Origin of the sequence: Embleya scabrispora DSM 41855 (assembly GCF_000372745.1) — a bacterium.
Taxonomy (GTDB): domain Bacteria; phylum Actinomycetota; class Actinomycetes; order Streptomycetales; family Streptomycetaceae; genus Embleya; species Embleya scabrispora.
Genome location: NZ_KB889708.1, coordinates 272,290 through 290,502, shown reverse-complemented (window position 1 = coordinate 290,502; position 18,213 = coordinate 272,290). Strand labels below are relative to the sequence as shown.

10 protein-coding genes are annotated in these 18,213 nt (G+C 68.9%); 5 read left to right on the top strand and 5 right to left on the bottom strand.

All coding sequences use genetic code 11. From position 1 onward, the window contains the following. On the bottom strand, positions 1–5,039 hold a 5,039-nt coding region (locus A3IC_RS0142185), incomplete at its 3' end, for an amino acid adenylation domain-containing protein (protein WP_425387391.1). A gap of 516 nt (positions 5,040–5,555) precedes the next feature. Here A3IC_RS0142185 and A3IC_RS59685 point away from each other — a divergent pair. The 3 genes from A3IC_RS59685 to A3IC_RS0142170 are packed head-to-tail and all read left to right on the top strand — an operon-like array spanning position 5,556 to position 9,827. Then, positions 5,556–6,809, top strand: coding sequence for a LeuA family protein (locus A3IC_RS59685; protein ID WP_020556103.1), 1,254 nt, complete (start codon positions 5,556–5,558; stop codon positions 6,807–6,809). Then, positions 6,793–8,778: an aconitase family protein gene (locus tag A3IC_RS0142175; protein ID WP_020556102.1), complete on the top strand. Its 1,986-nt coding sequence runs from the start codon at positions 6,793–6,795 to the stop codon at positions 8,776–8,778. Before A3IC_RS59685 ends, A3IC_RS0142175 begins: the two co-directional genes overlap by 17 nt. Then, the gene (locus A3IC_RS0142170) at positions 8,775–9,827 is read left to right on the top strand and encodes an isocitrate/isopropylmalate family dehydrogenase (RefSeq protein ID WP_020556101.1); all 1,053 of its coding nucleotides are present in this window, start codon (positions 8,775–8,777) and stop codon (positions 9,825–9,827) included. The genes A3IC_RS0142175 and A3IC_RS0142170 overlap by 4 nt, the downstream gene beginning before the upstream one ends. 224 nt (positions 9,828–10,051) lie before the next feature. Here the strand turns inward: A3IC_RS0142170 and A3IC_RS0142165 are convergent, their stop codons facing one another. Beyond that, the gene (locus A3IC_RS0142165; RefSeq protein ID WP_026219359.1) at positions 10,052–11,560 is read right to left on the bottom strand and encodes a DUF4246 domain-containing protein; all 1,509 of its coding nucleotides are present in this window, start codon (positions 11,558–11,560) and stop codon (positions 10,052–10,054) included. Between the two features lie 534 nt (positions 11,561–12,094). On the opposite strand from A3IC_RS0142165, the gene A3IC_RS0142160 reads away from it, so the two are divergent. Continuing rightward, positions 12,095–12,745, top strand: coding sequence for a hypothetical protein (locus A3IC_RS0142160; protein WP_020556099.1), 651 nt, complete (start codon positions 12,095–12,097; stop codon positions 12,743–12,745). Between the two features lie 68 nt (positions 12,746–12,813). Here A3IC_RS0142160 and speB read toward each other — a convergent pair whose 3' ends face one another. The 3 genes from speB to A3IC_RS0142145 form a co-directional block, all read right to left on the bottom strand. Continuing rightward, positions 12,814–13,881: an agmatinase gene (gene speB / locus A3IC_RS0142155; protein ID WP_020556098.1), complete on the bottom strand. Its 1,068-nt coding sequence runs from the start codon at positions 13,879–13,881 to the stop codon at positions 12,814–12,816. A gap of 291 nt (positions 13,882–14,172) precedes the next feature. Continuing rightward, positions 14,173–15,081 carry a LysR family transcriptional regulator gene (locus A3IC_RS0142150; protein WP_026219358.1) on the bottom strand — a complete coding sequence of 303 codons (909 nt, stop codon included), beginning with the start codon at positions 15,079–15,081 and terminating at the stop codon, positions 14,173–14,175. Positions 15,082–15,510: 429 nt separating this feature from the next. Further along, a complete protein-coding gene (locus A3IC_RS0142145; RefSeq protein WP_079027032.1) occupies positions 15,511–16,245 on the bottom strand; it encodes a TetR/AcrR family transcriptional regulator in 735 nt (244 codons plus the stop codon). 203 nt (positions 16,246–16,448) lie between these two features. Here A3IC_RS0142145 and A3IC_RS0142140 point away from each other — a divergent pair, with 203 nt between their 5' ends. Then, complete coding sequence (locus A3IC_RS0142140; RefSeq protein ID WP_020556095.1) at positions 16,449–18,143, top strand: FAD-dependent monooxygenase; 1,695 nt, start codon at positions 16,449–16,451, stop codon at positions 18,141–18,143. Positions 18,144–18,213: the final 70 nt, after the last annotated feature.

The window sequence follows — 18,213 nt, the reverse complement described above, 5'->3', positions numbered from 1 at the left end:
TCGGGCAGTTCCCGCCAGGCCCGCCGGATGTCCTCGTCGTCGATGGCGACGAGTTCGGTGGGCAGCCCCGCGGGCAGCTCCCCGGCGGCGGACCCGGTGGTGAACACCACCGCGGGGCGCGAGTCGGCGACCATGTACGCGATGCGGTCGCCCGGGTAGTCCAGGGCGATCGGCAGATACGCCGCACCCGCCTTGAGGATGCCCAGCGCCACCGCCACCTGGTGCGCGCCGCGCGGCAGGGACACACCGACCGGCTGCTCGGGCCCGATGCCCCGGGCGATCAGCCAGTGCGCGATGCGGTTCGCCCGCGCGTTCAGCTCCTGGTACGACCAGGAGTCGTCGATCGACTCCACGGCGAGCGCCTGCGGCGCCCGCACCAGGCACGCCCGGAACAGGTCGGGGAACGTGGCCGCCGCAACGCTTTGTTCGGCCCGCCGCTGCTCGTCGATCAGCAGCTCGCGCCGCTCCCGAGCGGTGAGCAGGTCNGCGTNGCTGATGCGGNGNGNNGGCGNGNTGACCGCGGCGGTCAGCAACTGCTCCCAGCGGGCGATCAGGGTCTCGATCGTGGNGNNGTCGNACANCTCGGTGGAGTACTCCACCGCGACCNGGATGCCCGCGGGNGTGGTGCGGTCGNTGAACGTCTCGNTCAGGCTCAGNANCAGGTCGTAGCGCGCCGTCCCGGTGCCCACGNCCTCCCCGCGCACCNGNAGGCCGGGCAGCTCGAAGTCCGCCNNCTNGTTGTTCTGCANCACCANGGNGATCTGGAACAGCGGNTGGACNGANGCCGAGCGCCGCGGGTTGAGCTTCTCCACGAGCGACTCGAACGGGATGTCCTGGTGGGTGTAGGCGGCCAGGCTCGACNTGCGGACCTGGGCGATGAGTTCGGCGAAGGTCGGNTCNNNCGAGGTGTCGGTGCGCATCACCCAGGTGTTGACGAACAGGCCGATGAGGTCTTTCAGGCTGTCGTCGGTGCGGCCGGCGATTCCACTGCCGATNGCGATGTCCGTGCCCGCGCCAAGACGCGTCAGCAGCGCGGCCATGGTCGCCTGCAGCACCATGAACGGCGTNGCGNNNGANGCCCGGGCCAGNTCGCNGANNCCCNNGTGCANNTCCGCTCCGAGGGTGAACTGCAGNAGGTCGCCCCGGTATTCGAGCNCNGCGGGACGCGGCCGGTCGCCGGGNATGGTCACCTGTTCGGGCAGGCCGGCCAACTGCCGGGCCCAGTACGCGTACTGCCTGCTGTACCGGCTGTCCGGGTCACCGTCGTCNCCGAGCAGCTCGCGCTGCCACAGGGTGTAGTCCGCGTACTGCACCGGCAGCGGCGCCCACCCGGGGGCCTCGCCTTGGGCGTGGGCGCTGTAGGCGGTGGCCAGGTCCCGGGCCAGCGGCGCGGCCGACCAGCCGTCGGCGGCGATGTGGTGGATGACCATCGCCAGCACGTATTCGGTCGGTCCCGTGGTGAACAGCCACGCCTTCAGGGGGACTTCGTGGTCCAGGTGGAAGGTGTGACGGGCGGTCGCGATGACGGCCTCCCGCAGCGCTTCCGCACCCTCGACCGGCTGCACGGCCAAGCTGATGCGGGCCTGCTCCGGGTCGAGGACGTCCTGGTACGGCTTCCCCCCGATCTCCGGGTAGACGGTGCGCAGCGACTCGTGGCGGGTGATGACGTCGTTGAGGGACGCCTCCAGCGCCGCCACGTCCAGCTCGCCGCTCAACCGCAGGACAAGGGGCAGGTTGTAGGTCGCCGACGGGCCCTCGAACCTGTGCAGGAACCACAGCCCCTGCTGAGCGAACGACAACGGCAACCGCTCCGGGCGCTCCGCCAGGCGCCGCAGCGTCGTGCGCGCCCCACGATCCGTCTTCACTCGTGCCACCAGCCGCGCCACCGTGGGGAAGTCGAAGACGTCGCGGATCGGCACTTCGGCGCCCAGCGCCGAACGGATCCGCCCCGTGAGGCGCATCGCCGGCAGGGAGTGACCGCCCAGGTCGAAGAAGTCGTCGTCGATGCCGACCCGCTCCAGGCCGAGCACGTCGGCGAACAGCCCCGCGAGCACCTCCTCCTCCGGGGTGCGCGGAGTTCGGTAGGCGACGGTGCCGGTCGGTCCGGGAACCGGGAGCGCCCTGTGGTCCAGCTTGCCGTTGGGGGACAGCGGGAGGCGGTCGAGGCCGACGAACCGCGCCGGCACCATGTAGTCGGGCAGCCGCTCGGCGACGAAGGCGCGCAGCTCGGCCAGGGCCCGATCGTCACCGCCGTTGCCGCCATCACCGCCGACCGGAACGACATAGGCGACCAACCGCTGTGTGTCACGTGCCTCATGGGCCACCACGACGGCCTGCGCGACGCCCGGGTGTGCGGTGAGGACGGCCTCGACCTCGCCGGGCTCGACACGGATGCCGCGGATCTTGACCTGGGTGTCGGTGCGGCCGAGGTAGTCCAGCTGCCCATCGGCGTTCCAGCGGGCAAGGTCGCCGGTACGGTACATGCGCCCACCCGGCGGCCCGTAGGGATCGGGTACGAAGCGCTCGGCGGTCAGGCCGGGACGGTCGCGGTAACCGCGAGCGACGTTGCCCGCCACGTACAACTCGCCGGGAATGCCCGGCGGTACGGGCGCCAAACCGGGACCGAGTACATAGGCGCGCATATTGCCCAGCGGCACACCGATCGGAGCGGTCACCGCTCCGGGCCGGTCCTCGCCGATGGTGTGGGTGGTGGCGTAGAAGGACTCGGTCTGGCCGTACGCATTGACCACACGTACGCCGGGAATGGCGTCGCGTACGCGCCGTACGAGCGCGGCGGGCAGCGCCTCGCCCGCCAGAACGACGGCATCGGCCCGCAGACCGTCACCGCACCGGTCCAACAGCGCGGTGATGGCAGACGGAACCGTGCTGATCACACCACCCTGCCAGCCACCGCGCTCAGCGATCGTCAGCACGTCCGGGACGACCTCGACCGTGCCACCCGCAGCCAGGGTGGTGATCACCTCGAAGACGGAGACGTCGAAGTTGACGGAGGTTCCCGCGAGGGTACGGGTGCCCGGGTCGATACCGACCTCGTCCTTCAGGCGCAGCACGCCGTTGACGATGTCGCGGTGGGTGAGGACCACGCCCTTGGGCGTGCCGGTGGAGCCGGAGGTGTACATCACGTACGCGGCATTCGCGGGCCGTAGCAGCGCCGGCTCCACTTCCGGGGCCGCGCTCGTGAAGTCGACGTCACCGGACAGCAGAAGCGGGGTGCCGGTCCGCGGGAGGACGGGAGCCGTATCCGCGTCGGTGAGGATGAGTGCGGGCCGCGCGTCGTCGAGGATCAGGTGCAATCGTGTGCTGGGGTACTTGGGGTCGATCGGCACATAGGCGGCACCCGACTTGAGAACCGCCAGCATGCCCGCGATCAGATCGATCGAGCGTGGCAGTGCCAGCCCCACCAGGGTCTCCGGGCCGATGCCCCGGCCGGTCAGCTCCCGGGCGAGACGGTCCGACCGCACCTCCAGCTCGGCGTAAGTCACTCGCCGATCCCCGAAGACCACCGCAACCGCGTCCGGATCCGCCGCCGCCCCCCGCGCCAGCAGTTCCGGAACGGTCACCTCGGGCAGCTCGACCGCCGTGTCGTTGACCACGCCCAGCACCTGCTCGCGCTCACCCGGCCCCAGTACGTCCACCGAGCCGATCGCGGCCTGCGGGCACCGTGCCGCGCCGCTGATGAAGGCGACCAACGTGGCGGCGAAACGCCGCACGTCGTCCGCGCTGTACAAGGTGCTGTTGGCGTCCACCCGGACGTGCAGGCCGCTCCTGGCGCGGCCGTCGTAGTAGATGCCGAAGTGCAGGTCGTCGAAGGCGCCCCAGGAAGAGCCGGGCTGCATGTACGCGGTCGCACCCGCGAAGTCGACCGGTCCGATGAAGGGGAGGATGTTGAGGGTGGCTCCGAAGGGGCTGGCGACCGACCCCGTGTCGGGTGTCCCGGCCCCGAGGCGGATGTCGGAGACCTGGTGAGTGGAGTGCTGCCCTATGTGCCCCAGCTCGTCGGAGACCGTGTGCGCGAAGTCTCGGAACCGCGTGGACAACGGGGCGTGCACGCGGAAGGGCAGAGTGGTCGACTGCGAGCCGTAGAAGGCCCTCGCGGCCTTCGTGCGGCCGAGGCCCATCATCGAGAAGGTGAATTCCTCGCGCCCGCCCACGTGTCGGAAGAAGACGGCAGCCGCAGCGGTCAGGAAGGCAGGCGTTCGCACGCCGATGGAGGCGGCGGCCTTGAACCACGCGTCCACGTCCTCCGACGGCACCGCCAGCGTGTGGTGCAGCACCGAGGGGTGGCCGGGGCTGCGTTGTCCCGGCAGCCGTAGCGGTTCGGGCGCCTTGTCGAGACGGGTCCGCCAGAATTCGGCGGCCTCGGCGAATTGCGGAGAGTTCCGGTGGCGGAGGTCTTCCTGGCGGATCAGCTCCGGTCCGCCGTGGGAGCGCTCCGGTATCGGAGCGTCCTGCTTCAGGGCCCGGTAGCACTCCGCCGTTCGGAGCGGCAGGAGCCGGCCCAACGTGTAGCCGTCGGCGACGGTGTGATGAGCGGCGAAGAACAGCAGGTGACGCGAGTCCGACACGCGGACGACCCCGGCCCGGAACAGGAGGTCGTGTTCCAGATCGAACGGCTTTCGCTCGATGGCCTCGGCCCATGCGTGGCCCGCCGATTCGGGATCGTCGGCAGCGCTCACGTCGTGGAAGGAGGGCGTCCAGGTATCCGTGTCGCCCTCGCGGAACACTTGCCGCAGCTCGTCTCCGAATTGCCGGAAGTTGACCCGTGCGGCGCTGTTCTCGTGGAAGACGATGCGCAGCGCGGCGCTCAGCAGCTCCACGTCGACATCGCCTGCGATGAGCCACCTGGAGGCAGGGATGTTCGGCACATCCGGCGTGATCTTCTGAGCCAGCCACAGGCTCTCCTGCGCTTGTGAAACGCCAATGGAACGCACCGGATTCGACTCCCTCGTAAAGACACGTCGGAACAAGCTGAAAAGAGAGTGACGAGACCACCACGAACATGTGGGATCCACTGTCATTCCACCTGCCACAGGCTCCCTGCAGTCGCCTTCTCCGCTCACGATGGTCCCGAGTTCGGAATATTGCGTTCCGGAACTCGGCTCCACCGACCGGCTGGTGAGCCCTGGGAACATGATGCGAGAAAGCGAATTCGACGCCAACTCGGCACGCGTCGAAGGTACAGCTTTCACTGCGCTTCTCACTGAAGGCTTCTCATCCCGAGCGCCAGGCGATCTCGATGGCGGGCGTGATGTGGACGGACTGCATTCGGGATCCTTGACCTCTGCCCTGATGTCCCCTGTCCTGGCAACAGGACAGGGGATTCCACGGCACAGGTCCGGGAACGCGGATATGGTCCGGCTACGTCATATCCGGCGGGCGCAATGGCCGGTACGCACTGTCGAACGGCCTCGAACCATTGATTCCCTTGATGGGCGTCCCGGATCCTGTCGCGGTACATATTCCGGCGTCCTTGGTGTCCATCCCGGCCCCGTTAAGGATCCCACCCCATCGAAAAGGAGGTCGAATTGAACGGCATGACCGGCCAGAGCGTGCATCCGAGCACTGATATCTGGTTCAACTGGAACACCGTGGTCGTCGACGCCGCCCCGCACCCCGCGGCGTACTCCGGAACGTTCTTCGACGAAACCCTCCGCGATGGACTCCAGGCGCCCCACATCAGAAATCCTTCGCTGGATCAGAAACGGGCCCTGGTCGACCACATGGCTCGCGCCGGGGTGCGATCCGCCGACCTGGGTTTCCCGGGGTCCGACCCGGAAGCACTCCGTGAGTGCGTGGCTCTGGCCCACCACATCATCGCTTCCGGACACCTGATCGTCCCGGGCTACGCCGGCCGCACTCACCCCGCGGACGTCGCCGCGATCCGTGAGATCGCGGCGCGGGCCGAGACCACGGTGGACGCCTACGTCTTCGTCGGTGTGAGCCCCATCCGGCAGTACGTCGAGGGCTGGAGCATCGCCACCATCCAGCGCAACATCGTCGATTCGGCCGCGGCCTGCCCCCACGGCGAGGTCGACTTCGTCCTGGTTCTGGAGGACGCGGTGCGGTGCACCCCGGAGGTCCTCGGGCAGGTCTACGACGCCGCGATCGATTCCGGGGTGACCCGGCTGACGCTGTGCGACACCGTCGGAGCGGCCCGTCCGGAGGGTACGGCCGCGCTGCTCCACTGGACCTCCCGGTACTTCCGGAACCGGCAGCAGTCCGTCGACCTGGAGTGGCACGGTCACAACGACCGGGGGCTCGCCCTCGCCAACTCCCTGACGGCGTTGGCCCTGGGCTGCACCCGGGTGCACGGCACCATCCTGGGCATCGGAGAGCGCGCGGGGAACGCCTCCCTGGACCAGCTGGTGATCAACAGCCATCTCGACGGACATGGAACGTACGATCTGAAGGCGCTCAGGCAGTACAGCGAGTACGCGGCGGACGTGCTCGACGTGGACATCCCGCGGAACTACCCCGCTCTGGGCCGGGACGTCTTCAAGACCAGCGCCGGTGTCCACGCCTCCGCGATCCTCAAGGCGCACCAAAAGGGCAACACGCTCGTCAAGGACAGCGTGTACTCCAGCGTCCCGGCCAGCTACCTGGGCCGCGAGCAGGAAGTGCTGATCGACCAGGCGTCGGGCACCAACAACGTCCGCTACTGGCTGACCGTCCACGGCTACGACAGCACCGACGCGTCCCTCCTCAAAAAGATCCTGGCCGGCTCGAAGGCCAATCGGGGTCCCCTCACCGACGAACAGATAGGGCGGATCATTGCGACAGCGGAGTGATACCCGGGGCGACGAGTCCAAGGAGCGCCGGATCGGCCTGCACGGCAACGTCCTCGTCCTGACCGAGAACACCGATGTCGTGGCCGCTCAGCTGTCGGGCGGTTCAGCGCTCGGCGCCGCCGAACTGCTGCGCACGCCGCTGATGAACAACATCTCCACCGACGAGATCATCCCGGGCTGGTGCTGTTACTGGTACGACGAGAAGCTCGGTGACTACGCCTACCTGGGACTGCGGGACAACAAGGTCGCCGAGGGTGCCCTGAAGTCTCTCGCGCCCCAGATCATCGTCAGTGGCGAGGCGAAGGGCTGCGGATCCTCCCGAGAACACGCCGTCTACGCCGAGAAGTACGCCGGTGTCGAAGTCGTCTTCGCCCGGTCCTTCGAGCGCATCTACGAGCAGAATTGCCGCAACGTCGGCATCATCACCTGCACCGACTTCGACCTGCTGGAGTCGCTCCTCGAAGGCGAGGAGCTGCCGCTCGCGGCGTTCACCCGACGTGCCAACAACATCGAGCGCGCCATCGTCGACCTCGGGGGCCTGTTCGGCTTCAATCGCCAAGGCTCCGGCATCACCCCCGACTTCGCTCCCGCCCGCCCGCTGAACGTCGTGGAGAAGATCCTTCAGCGTGCCCTGTCACCACGCAACCCGCTCCCCGAGAACGCCTCGGTGCGCGTCGGCGAGTCGTACTTCGTCACGACGGACGTCCGGTTCTCGCACGAGTACGTCACCCCCATGGCCGCAGGCATGTTCACGCGGCAGTTCGGACCGGACGCCCGGCTCGAACAGCCGGACACCTGCTACTTCTTCCAGGACCACCTCTCCCTGGCCGGCCCTGTCCTGAAGCGTCGGGAGAACGGCGACCGGCTCATCGCCCGTGTCGCGGACCTCGGGGTCCGGCAACGGGAGTTCGCGGAACTCGGCGGCGGACACTTCATCGGCACCCGCGAGGACGGCGGCAGCCGGGCGATCTGTCACAACCACATCCTGGAGCACGTCGCCCGCCCAGGGGACGTGATCATCGGTACCGACAGTCACACCTGCACGGGCGGCGCCGTCGGCGCCCTGGCCTTCGGGGTGGGCGCCACCGACATCGCCAACGCCTGGTACAACCGCGAGATCCTGGTGAAGGTGCCGGCCGTCGTTCGGGTCGAACTCGACGGCGCACTGCGCCCGGGCGTCTGCGCCAAGGACGTCATGCTCAGCCTGCTGGCCCACCCCGGGATCGAGGGGAGCCGGACCCTGGGCAAGGTCCTCCTGTTCACCGGCTCCGGCGTGGGGTCCATCAGCGTGGACGAACGCGCCACCCTGTGCAACATGGCGGTGGAAGCGGGGGGCATGACCGCGTTGTTCGAAGCCGACGAGGTCACTCACGCCCATCTGGCCCGCCGCACTCCGGCGGCTCCCGCCACCGCCGTACCGTCCTCGGACCCCGGTGCACGGTACGCCTCCACCGTCACCGTGGACCTGGGCTCCATCCAGCCCATGGTGGCCCTGCCGGGAGACCCGCGCAACGCCGTGCCGCTCGCCTCGGTGCGCGAGGACGTCCGCGTCGACAAGGTGTACGGCGGTTCCTGCACCGGCGGCAAGGCCGCGGACATGGACATGTACGCCAGCGTCTTCAGCCTCGCCCGTGACCAGGGACGATCCGTACCCGCCGAGGTCCAGGCGTACATCCAGGTCGGCAGCGAGGCCGTGCTGGACCACGCCGCCGAACGCGGCTATCTCGACCTCTTCGAGCAGGTCGGCGTCACCGTCCTGCCGCCCTCCTGCGGCGCCTGCATCAACGCCGGGCCGGGCGTCTCGGAGCGGCCCGACGAAATCACCGTCAGCGCGCAGAACCGCAACTTCCCCGGACGGTCCGGACCCGGCCAGGTCTATCTGGCCTCCCCGTACGTGGTCGCGGCGAGCGCCATCGCGGGACGACTCAGCTCCGTGGAGGACATGCTCGCCACCGGAGCGCGGGTATGAAGATCGCCGTGATTCCCGGGGACGGAATCGGAGGCGAAGTCGTCCCGGCCGTCCTGCCCGCTCTCGAACTCCTCAGCGACCACTTCGGGTTGGACCTCTCGTACAGAATCTTCGACTGGGGCGCCGAGCGGTGGCTGGCCGAGCGTGTCGGTCTGCCGCCCGGTGCGCTCGACCTGCTGGCCTCCGACTACCCCGCCATTCTCCTCGGAGCCCTGGGCGACCCCAGGATCCCTGACATGGCACATGGTCGCGACATTCTGCTGGGCCTTCGTCGAGGCCTCGACCTGTACGTCAACTACCGGCCCTTCACCCCTCGCGGCAGCGACCGGGCGATCGCCCTGTTCCGGGAGAACACCCAAGGACTCTACGCCGGAGTCGGCGGCACCGTCTCCCACGGGAGGCACCCGGCCGTAGCCATCGACGAATGCGTATACACCCGGGAGACTGTCGAGAAGTTCCTCCGCTACTGCCTGCGCACCCTGAGCGAGAGCGGTCGCGAACGGGTCACCCTGGTGCACAAGAGCAACGCCGTTCCCCACACGGGTCGCCTCTGGCAGGGGGTCTTCCGTGCCGAACTCGACTGTTTTCCCGGGTTGGTGGGCAGCGAGGAGTACGTCGACGCCTTCTGCTACCACCTGGTGCGCGACCCCTCGCCCTACGAGGGCATCGTCGCCTCCAATCTCTTCGGCGACATCGTCAGCGACATCGGCGCGGCCCTCATGGGCGGACTGGGGCTGGCCGCCAGCGCGAGCGTGTGCCCGGAGACCGGCTGTGCCCTGTTCGAGCCGGTACACGGAAGCGCGCCCGACATCGCGGGCCAGGGCATCGCCAATCCGTATGCCGCAGCGACAGCGGTCGCCCTCATGCTCGACCATCTCGGGCATCCCCAGGCGGCGGCCCCGCTGCGCCGGGCGCTGACTGCCGCGGCGCGGGCCGACTCCGCCACCCCGGACCTGGGCGGCCACGGCACCACCGGCACATTCATGGCGGACGTCATGTCACGCCTGGAAGAGACTCTCGCCGACGACAGGGCCGAACCCCATGCCTGACCGCGTTGCCCGAGGCTGCCACATCGCGTCAAGCCGCTTGACCCGACCCATGACCCCATCCGATCATCGCGGGCGCGACCGACACCGGTATGCCGGTCGCGCCCGACCCCGCACTGAAACCTGGCTACTGCTCCGGCGGGCCATATGCGCCACCTGCCGCATCCGCACCATCGTCCAGGCCGTCCGCGCCCTCCTGAACCGCACGTATTCGGGATGGAAGAGGCTCAGTGCTCGCAGAGGGAGAATTCTCGTTCGTAGAGCTGCTCGTTGTGTTCGTCGACGAAGAACTTGCGTTCCCGCATGAGGTGTTCGCGGTAGTTCCTGGCCTGTTCAAGCGTCATGGTCGAGGTGTCGAACCATGGTTGTTGCGGTGGTACATCGGATGTCGAGACGATCCTTTCCGACGGGTCGACCAGGAAGAACGCGAGAATTTTGCGATGTCCCGGGCGGCTGGGGTCCATGAGGCGGAATGAGCCGACGCGGTGCTGCAGGATGTTCGGGAACGCCAGGCAGCGGCCCGCCGGGGTCGATGTCGATCCCAGCATCTGGTTCAGTGCATCTTCGTCCTCCAGGCCGTAGACCTCACGCAGGCCGTTGTCGTCGTTTTGTTCGTAAGACGGGTCGTACAGTGCCGCCCGGAAACTCAGCCGGCTTTCGGTGGTGTTCTCGCTGTCCCAGTAGTAGATGCCGGTCGAGACGATCCGCTCGTTCATCATCCCCTCGACATGCCAGGAACCGCCGGGGTACTCGGGCTTGTCCGGGGTGAGATGAATGGTGGCGAGTTTGACGATGACCTGGAGACGGCGCCCGCGCAGGTCGACTCGGGCGGATTCGTCGGGCAACTCGGGCGGGACGAAGGTCGGGGCGTCCGGGATGGTCGGACGGCGGTTTTCCCACCAGTCGTCCTGGGCCTCTTCCCAGGCACGGAGGGCTTCTGCGTAAGCCCCGTCATCACTGTAGGAGGATTTGTTCGGATACTCCGGCTTCGAGTCGTACCACCCGAAGGGATCCGCCTCGATCCGCAGGGGCCGCGGATGGCGCAGATCGGTGAGCACGTTCTCCAGCAGCGGGCGCATGCGCGCGAACAAGTCCGGCAGGACGGAGGCCAGTTTGCGATGAGTCTCGGGGTGGACGTTGTTGACGTACGAACGGAAGGCGACATCCCCGTCCGCACTGACGTCGACGTCCGTGGGCAGCCACTGGAATCTCTCCGAGAATTCGTACCTCGAGTAACGGTCCGTCGGGTTTTGCCAAGCCCGCTCGGGCGCACCGCTCACCTCTCGTACCAGGCAGAACAGTGAGGGATGAACCAGATCCAGTACCTGGCCGTCGGATCCGGGATGCCAGTCCTGTTCCGCTTCGGGGACCTGTTCCAGCACCCGAACCGCCTCGCGCAGCCGGGATGTGAGCTTGTCGTCGACCAGTGTGTCCGACTGCCACACCCCGTCGACGGTGGACACCTCGACGCCGGTTCGTCCGTCCCGCAGTGCGGCGTAGTGCAGGAGTTCGGCAAGCACGTAACGAACCTGCGCTTCGGTGAGGCCCTGAGCGACCGCTTCTCGCGTCCACCTGGCGACGATGTCGGCATCGTTCATCTTGTCGAACCACCCCGGCTTCGCCCGAATGTGTGAGCTGCACTGCATCATCCCGAGTTCGCGCAGCGTTCGGGGCGTCGCGAAGGATATGGAACGGGAGGCATGAAAGGGCAGTGGGAAAGCAGACGGGCCAGTCAATTCTCTTGGTCCTCCCAGTCGATGTGCGGCGGCGGGAAGGATACTTCAGCAGGCCGACACCGCAGCCGTGGTCCCCGTCATCGCCGGTCGGGGAGCGGCGGCCGCCGAGGCCGTCGCAGTGGACGACGTGGCGCGCTTGCCCGACAGGGGCGTCGACACCGACGGCGCCGGCGAAACAGCAACCTCCCGACGCCGGTTGCGGAATCGGATATCGGCGCCATGTCTTGGTTCGGGAGTCCGCGGCCGGGCTCTCGCCGATGGAAATCCCTCGTCGTGATCTCCGAGGGCCCGCTCCGGGAACCGCCGCCGGTGCGGTGCCGTCCATCCGAACATCGACGTCGATCGGGCCTCGGCCCGGTTCGACGATGCGAACACCCCACACAGGGGTCGGAGCGGGGGGACCCGGTCCAGTCGGCGGTTTCCGCGAGGGGGGTCCTGCGGGCGACTGGGCGGGATCCGGCACGACCTGAAGTCCACCCGGCGCGCGTGCGCAGGGCATCGAAGCTTTGGGAAACGCGGGGATCCGGAGACAGAATGCGTTATCGACAGGAACAGCCCTATCAGTCGTATCCGCAGCAGATGCCGCCGTCGCCCGGGCGCGAGCGCAGACGCGAGGAGGGACACGGCAGGCTCATGCTGGTCCTCACACTGGTGGGTACGGTCGCGACCGTACTCAGCGTGCTCGTCGCGCTGGGCATCGGACCGTTCGACGTGACGGGCGGCGGCGGGAACGGGAGTGGGGGAGGGGACAACACCCCGCGTGCCGGCGGGGATTCGGGCCCCAGGAACGACGACAAGCCGGCCCAGACGGGCGCGACGTACATCGAGACGGTCAACAAGATCTGTGGCGACAAGATCGACGGCATCACCCGACGGGTCACCGAACTCAACCAGGCCGTCGCCGATCAGGACCTGAACGCAGTCGGCCTGAGCCTGTCCCAGGCGAGTACGGAACTTGCGGCGTTGACGACGCGCATCAAGGGCGTCGCCTTGCCGGCCGACCCGAACGAGGCGCGACCGTTGCGGGAATGGCGGGACCTGTACCAGGCCAACGCCGAGGCGATGAGCAAGGCCTCCAGCGAATGGCAGGACGGCAGCTACGAAGCCGCGAACGCCACATTGGAGGGCGCGCCGAGCGCCGCGGTGGACGCGAAAGGGGACGAGGTGCGCATCTCCTGCCCGTGACGCCGGCGTTAACCCGCGGTTGCTACGGCGGCCGACTCGCGGCGGGCGCCTGGACACCTCGAGGCTGCTCACCCGCGCGTCGCTCCGCGGTGCCGGCGGTTCGAGTCGCGGTGGACGGTGTCGTACTGCCCGAGGAGGGGTCGTCCGCGGTCCCACGTCTCCAGGCGGCCGTTCTTCTCGGCCTGTCGGCGGGCGATGCCGGACAGTGCTTCGAGGACGATGCGGCTGCCGAGCATCGCGGTGATGTCGGCGTGGTCGTGGCTGGGGGCGACTTCGACGATCTCGACGCCGACAACGGGTAGTTCGTAGGCCAGGCGGCGAACCGTGTCCAGGAGTTGGCGCGAGGTCAGGCCGCCGGGCTCCGGGGTCCCGGTCCCGGGGGCCATGCCGGGGTCGACGACATCGACGTCGACCGAGAGGTAGACGCCGTCGCAGTCGTCCAGTGCCGTCCGCGACGCCTCGGCCAGGCAGGTTTCCAGGCCACGTTCCACGATTTCGGTCATCTCGTACGAACGCATGCCCTGTTCGGCCATCCACTCCAGCGTCTCGGGGCCGGGCCAGTAGCCGCGCAGGCCCAACTGCAGGAAACGGTCGCTGCGGGCCGCGCCCGATTCGAGGAGGCGGCGCATCGGCTGGCCGTGGGCGATGAGCGAACCGTGGCAGATGTCGCCGGTGTCGGCGTGGGCGTCGAAATGGATGACCGAGACCCGGCCCCATCCGACCGCGCGTGCGACGCCGGTGACGTTCGGGAGGGCGATCGAGTGGTCGCCGCCGAGTATGAGGGGAGTCTTGCCGGCGGCCGAGATGGTGTTCACCGCCTGTTCCAACGCGGCGTGTGCCTCCTGCGCGTTGCCGCTGAACATCATGACGTCGCCGGCGTCCTTGACGCGCAGGTCGAGAAGTCCGTCCACACCCAGCGCGAGGGAGGGCCGGCTGCCCTCGTGTTCGAGGTAGCAGGCCTGCCGAATGGCCTTGGGCCCGAAGCGGGCGCCGGAACGGTACGAGGTGCCGCCGTCGTAGGGTGCGCCGAGGATGACCACCTCGGCGTCATCCCACGTCGAACGTTCGTCCAGGTCGCACGGCGGAACGCCGAGGAATGTGACGTCGGGGCCGTACATCGCGCCATAGCGGGTCATGGGGGAGTCCTTTGCGTCATGCGGAATGGGCCGCCGGGCCGACGTGTTGCGGTGCGGCGCCGTGCGGATCCGCGAGCAGGTCCGTCGCTCGGCGAACGAGTCCGCCGAAGCGGGTGCGCACCACGCCTTGCCGGACCCGCCTACCCGTCGCGGCGCCCACCGCGCAGGCTCAAATCCTCACAGCCTTGCGCTACTACAGGTATGGAGGAGCTTTCGACAGCACTCCATATGGTCTATGGAAGGCTGCACCACGCCTACCCGGAAGCCCAGGTATCCGGTTGTGCGGTTCGGTCAGGGCACCTTTCGGATCGCTGCCGCGCGGTGCAGTTCCTCTCGTACCCGCTCCACCAGAGCAGGCTGTGCGCCTTGGGGGGTGAGGAATCGGACGCTGCGAGAGCCGAGGACCTGCACAGCAGGGCGGACGACGACGTCGTACCCCTCCTCCACAGCGAGTTCGGGTACGAGCGCGACGGCGGTGCCGGCTGCGACAAAGCCGTGGACCACGCCGTAATCGTCGGTCCTGAGCACCGTCCGGGGTCGGAACCCAAGGGACTGGCACGTCGCGAAAAGAGTCTGGTCACTGGGGTCGTACGAGCCGCGAGAGACGATCCACCCGTCGTCGGCGAGGAGTTCGATGTCGACCGGACCCACCGCCCGGGCCTGGGGGTGCGATGCGGGGAGCAGCACCCGGTACGGATCGTCGAACAGGGTTTCGGCCCGCATGTCGGCGCCGTATCGTGCCCCGGCTCCACCGATGTCGTAGATCACGGCGCAGTGCAGCGACCCGGCTCGTACTTGTGCGACCAGATCGAGTGGCTCGGCCTCGGTCAACTCCACTCGCACGTCCGAACCGATCGCAGCGTCCCGTACGGCCTGGGGGAGCAGCCGCGAGGCCGCGGAGTGGAAGGCGCCGATGCGCAGCGTCGACACGCCGTGTTTCATCCGGGCCTCGACATCCGCCTCGACCGCTTCGATCCGGTCGAGCACGGCGCCCGCATGCTCCAGAACCATCGTGCCGAGGTCCGTCAGGACCGTCCCGGTGGGACCGCGCTCCACCAGCTTGGCCCCCAAGTGCGTCTCCAGCGCTCCGAGATGGTAGCTGATGGTCGGCTGTCCGTAGTGGAGTTCGCGGGCGGCCCCGGCCAACGAACCGCTTGAGGCAACGGCGCGGAGAACCTGAAATTGGCGAAGATCGAGCATCCATACATGCTATGTATCCCGGCCCCGCAACTGCCTCGTCCACATCACCTCCGTGTCCTACACACGCCGCCCGTCTCGTCGACAGCGGAATCGTCCACGACGCTTTCGGCCGCACGATCACGCAGCCGAACGGGGCCGGCACGGCTTACGGTGTCAACGACCTCGTCGGGCCCGTCGCGGCGTCCCGGCTCGGCACCGGCCGAGCCGCGGCGTGCGAGAGGCCGCGAACGGCAAACCCCATGCGGATCCTGTACCTCGACGCATATGTCCGGCGCCGGCTCGACCCGGGCTCGGCATCTCCTTCGGCGTCCCGGCCGTCCGAGCCTCGGCTTCGCGACGACCGCGCACCACGACGCGAACGCCTGCATCGCGTCGCCCCGGGATCCGATCAGCGCACCGGGCGACCGCGCCGGACGGGCAACCGGGCGTTCAGGTCGCCCGGTTCAGCCCCTTCAGCATCGCCGGGACCTCGGCGCTCCGGGCCGCCGCGCTGCGGAGCCCGGCAATCAGGGCGTCGACGGCCAACTGCACGACCTCCTCCTGCGGGACGTCGCGGTGCGTGAGCCAGTGCAGGCTGAGCTCGTCCAGGTAGCCCACCCAGCCGCGCAGCGCGGCGCGCAGGATCGGCGGCGGCTCGCACTCGATCTCGAAGATCTCCAGGACCAGGTTCACTCCCTCTCGGCGGGCGGACTCGAAGATCCGCCTCACGTCGGGGTCGCCCAGGCCGGTGCGCATGAAGCCGATGAAGGTCTGGGTGTGCCGACCGATGTAGTCGAGGTGGCGCCGGACCAGTCCGTACAGGCGTGCCTCGGCGGTCACCTCGTCCGGACGCGGGCGCTGGTACTCCTGGATGTCCCGGGTCACCTGGCCGAGGGTCTCCAGGTAGATGCCGCGCTTGTCCTTGAAGTAGTAGAAGAGCAGGCCGTGCGCGACGCCCGCGGCGTCGGCGATGTCCGCGATGAAGATGTCCTCGTAGGGTCGCTCGGAAAACAGCCGCACGGCTGCCTCCAGGAGTTGTCGGCGACGCTCGCCGCGCCGCCCGGTGCCCGGCCCGGTGCCCGTTCCCAGCCGGTTCGAGGGGCGCTTCTTCGCGGTTCCACCCTTCGTCGGACCGCGTCCGGCAGCCCCGGGTCGGGCCGCCTTCTCCTCTGCTCCCTCAGCCATCGCTCGAGCATATCGAGCCGGATCGAACCGCCCGCGTCAAGTCTTTGACGTGAAATCAAAGTCTGGCTAACGTGGCCGACACCAGATTTTGATGTGAAATCAAAGTCTGGTGTCCGCAGCTGCTACCTCGACCGACGGCGCTCGATGCGCCCGTCGGCGCGCATCGTTCGAGCATCACCGTTGGACCGACCCAGGGAGTACCGATGGCCGTACCGGACGTGGACGTGTTGGTGGTTGGAGGGGGACCGGGGGGCTTGAGCACGGCTGTGCTGCTCGGGCGACTGGGCATCGACACCCGGGTCGTGGAGCGCCGCGCCGGTACCTCGACCCACCCCAAGGCGCACGTGGTCAACGCCCGCACGATGGAGTTGTTCCGCCAGTGGGGCGTGGCGGACGCGGTCCGGGCCGCCGCGCTCCCGCTCGATCAGGGCATCAGCGTCGGCTGGACGACCCGACTGGCCGGCATCGAGATCGGCCGGATCAGCGCGGCCGACTTCCCCGACGAGGTCGCCAGGACGCGGGACGACTCCAGCGAGGTGCTGGTGTCCTGCCCGCAGGATCGCATCGAGCCGATTCTGCTCGCCGCGGCCCGGGAGGCGGGGGCGCGGGTGGACTTCGACACCGAACTGACCGGGCTCGCGCAGGACCCGGCCGGCGTCGACGTGACGGTACGGCGTTCCGACGGCACCGAGGAACACGTCCGGGCCCGCTACGTCGTGGCCGCCGACGGTGCCCGCAGTCCGGTGCGCGAGTTGCTGGGCATCGGAAACGAAGAGGTCGCGCCGATCGGGCACCTGCTCAACGCCTACTTCGAGGCCGATCTCACCGCGTACACCGGGGGGCGGTCGCACACGGTCTGGTGGATCCTCAACGCACAGACCCAGGGCGCACTCGTCGCGCTGGACGGCAGCCGCCGCTGGACGTACAACTTCCCCCTCGACCCGACCCGCGAGAGCCCCGCCGACTATCCGCCCGAGCGTTGCGCCGAGCTGATCCGGCAGGCGGTGGGTGCGCCCGACCTGGCGGTGCGGGTGCTCAGCGTGCTGCCGTGGCAGTTGGAGATCGCCATCGCCGAGCGGTTCCGGTCCGGCCGGGTCTTCCTGGTCGGCGACGCGGCCCACCGGTTCCCGCCGACCGGTGGCTTCGGGATGAACACCGGCGTCCAGGACGCGCACAACCTGGCCTGGAAACTGGCCGCCGTGCTGCGCGGGCAGGCCGGCGAGGATCTGCTCGCGAGCTACGAGGCGGAGCGCGTGCCGGTCGCCCGGTTCAACGCCGCGCAGAGCATGCGCAACGCCGAACGCATGGCGGAAGCCGGAGTGTTGTTCCTCGACCCGGCCGCGTTGGCCGCGATCGAGGACACCGCCGGGCACGAGTTGCGCACCCGTGTGGCGGCGGCCATTCCGGGTCAGCGCGAGCACTTCCTCTTTGCGGGGCAGACGTTCGGGCACGTGTACACATCCGCGGCGATCGTGCCGGACGGGACCCTCGCGCCGCGTTCCACCGTCGCCGAGTACCGGATGAGCGCGCATCCCGGCGCGCTCGCTCCGCACACCTGGTTCCGCACGGCGGACGGCGCGCGGGCGGCCACGGTCGACCTGGCCGCCGACGGCTTCCTGTTGTTGGCCGGGGCCGAGGGCGGCGCCTGGATCACCGCGGCGCGCACCGCGGCCGGGCAACTGGGCGTGCCGATCGCCGCGTTCCGGGTCGGCGTCGACGGCTACCCGGACGCCGAGCAGGACGCGTGGCGGTTGTGGGGCGTCGGCCCGCGCGGGTGCGTGCTGGTGCGCCCGGACGGACACGTCGCCCTGCGGATGGCCGGCGACGAGCGGCCCGAACTGACCACCCCGTTGCGCGCCGTCCTCGCGCGCACCGGCGCCGACTTCGCCCGTACCTGAAGTCGCCGCCATCACGCCGGACTTCGCCCGTACCCGAAGTCGCTGCCGTCACAGCGGACTTCGCCCATCA

Excerpts from the sequence above, each read along its gene's own strand:
- speB (WP_020556098.1), bottom strand. The coding sequence starts at position 13,881 with ATGACCCGCTATGGCGCGATGTACGGCCCCGACGTCACATTCCTCGGC.
- A3IC_RS59685 (WP_020556103.1), top strand. The coding sequence starts at position 5,556 with ATGACCGGCCAGAGCGTGCATCCGAGCACTGATATCTGGTTCAACTGG.
- A3IC_RS0142140 (WP_020556095.1), top strand. The coding sequence starts at position 16,449 with ATGGCCGTACCGGACGTGGACGTGTTGGTGGTTGGAGGGGGACCGGGG.
- A3IC_RS0142170 (WP_020556101.1), top strand. The coding sequence starts at position 8,775 with ATGAAGATCGCCGTGATTCCCGGGGACGGAATCGGAGGCGAAGTCGTC.
- A3IC_RS0142145 (WP_079027032.1), bottom strand. The coding sequence starts at position 16,245 with ATGGCTGAGGGAGCAGAGGAGAAGGCGGCCCGACCCGGGGCTGCCGGA.
- A3IC_RS0142160 (WP_020556099.1), top strand. The coding sequence starts at position 12,095 with ATGCGTTATCGACAGGAACAGCCCTATCAGTCGTATCCGCAGCAGATG.
- A3IC_RS0142150 (WP_026219358.1), bottom strand. The coding sequence starts at position 15,081 with ATGCTCGATCTTCGCCAATTTCAGGTTCTCCGCGCCGTTGCCTCAAGC.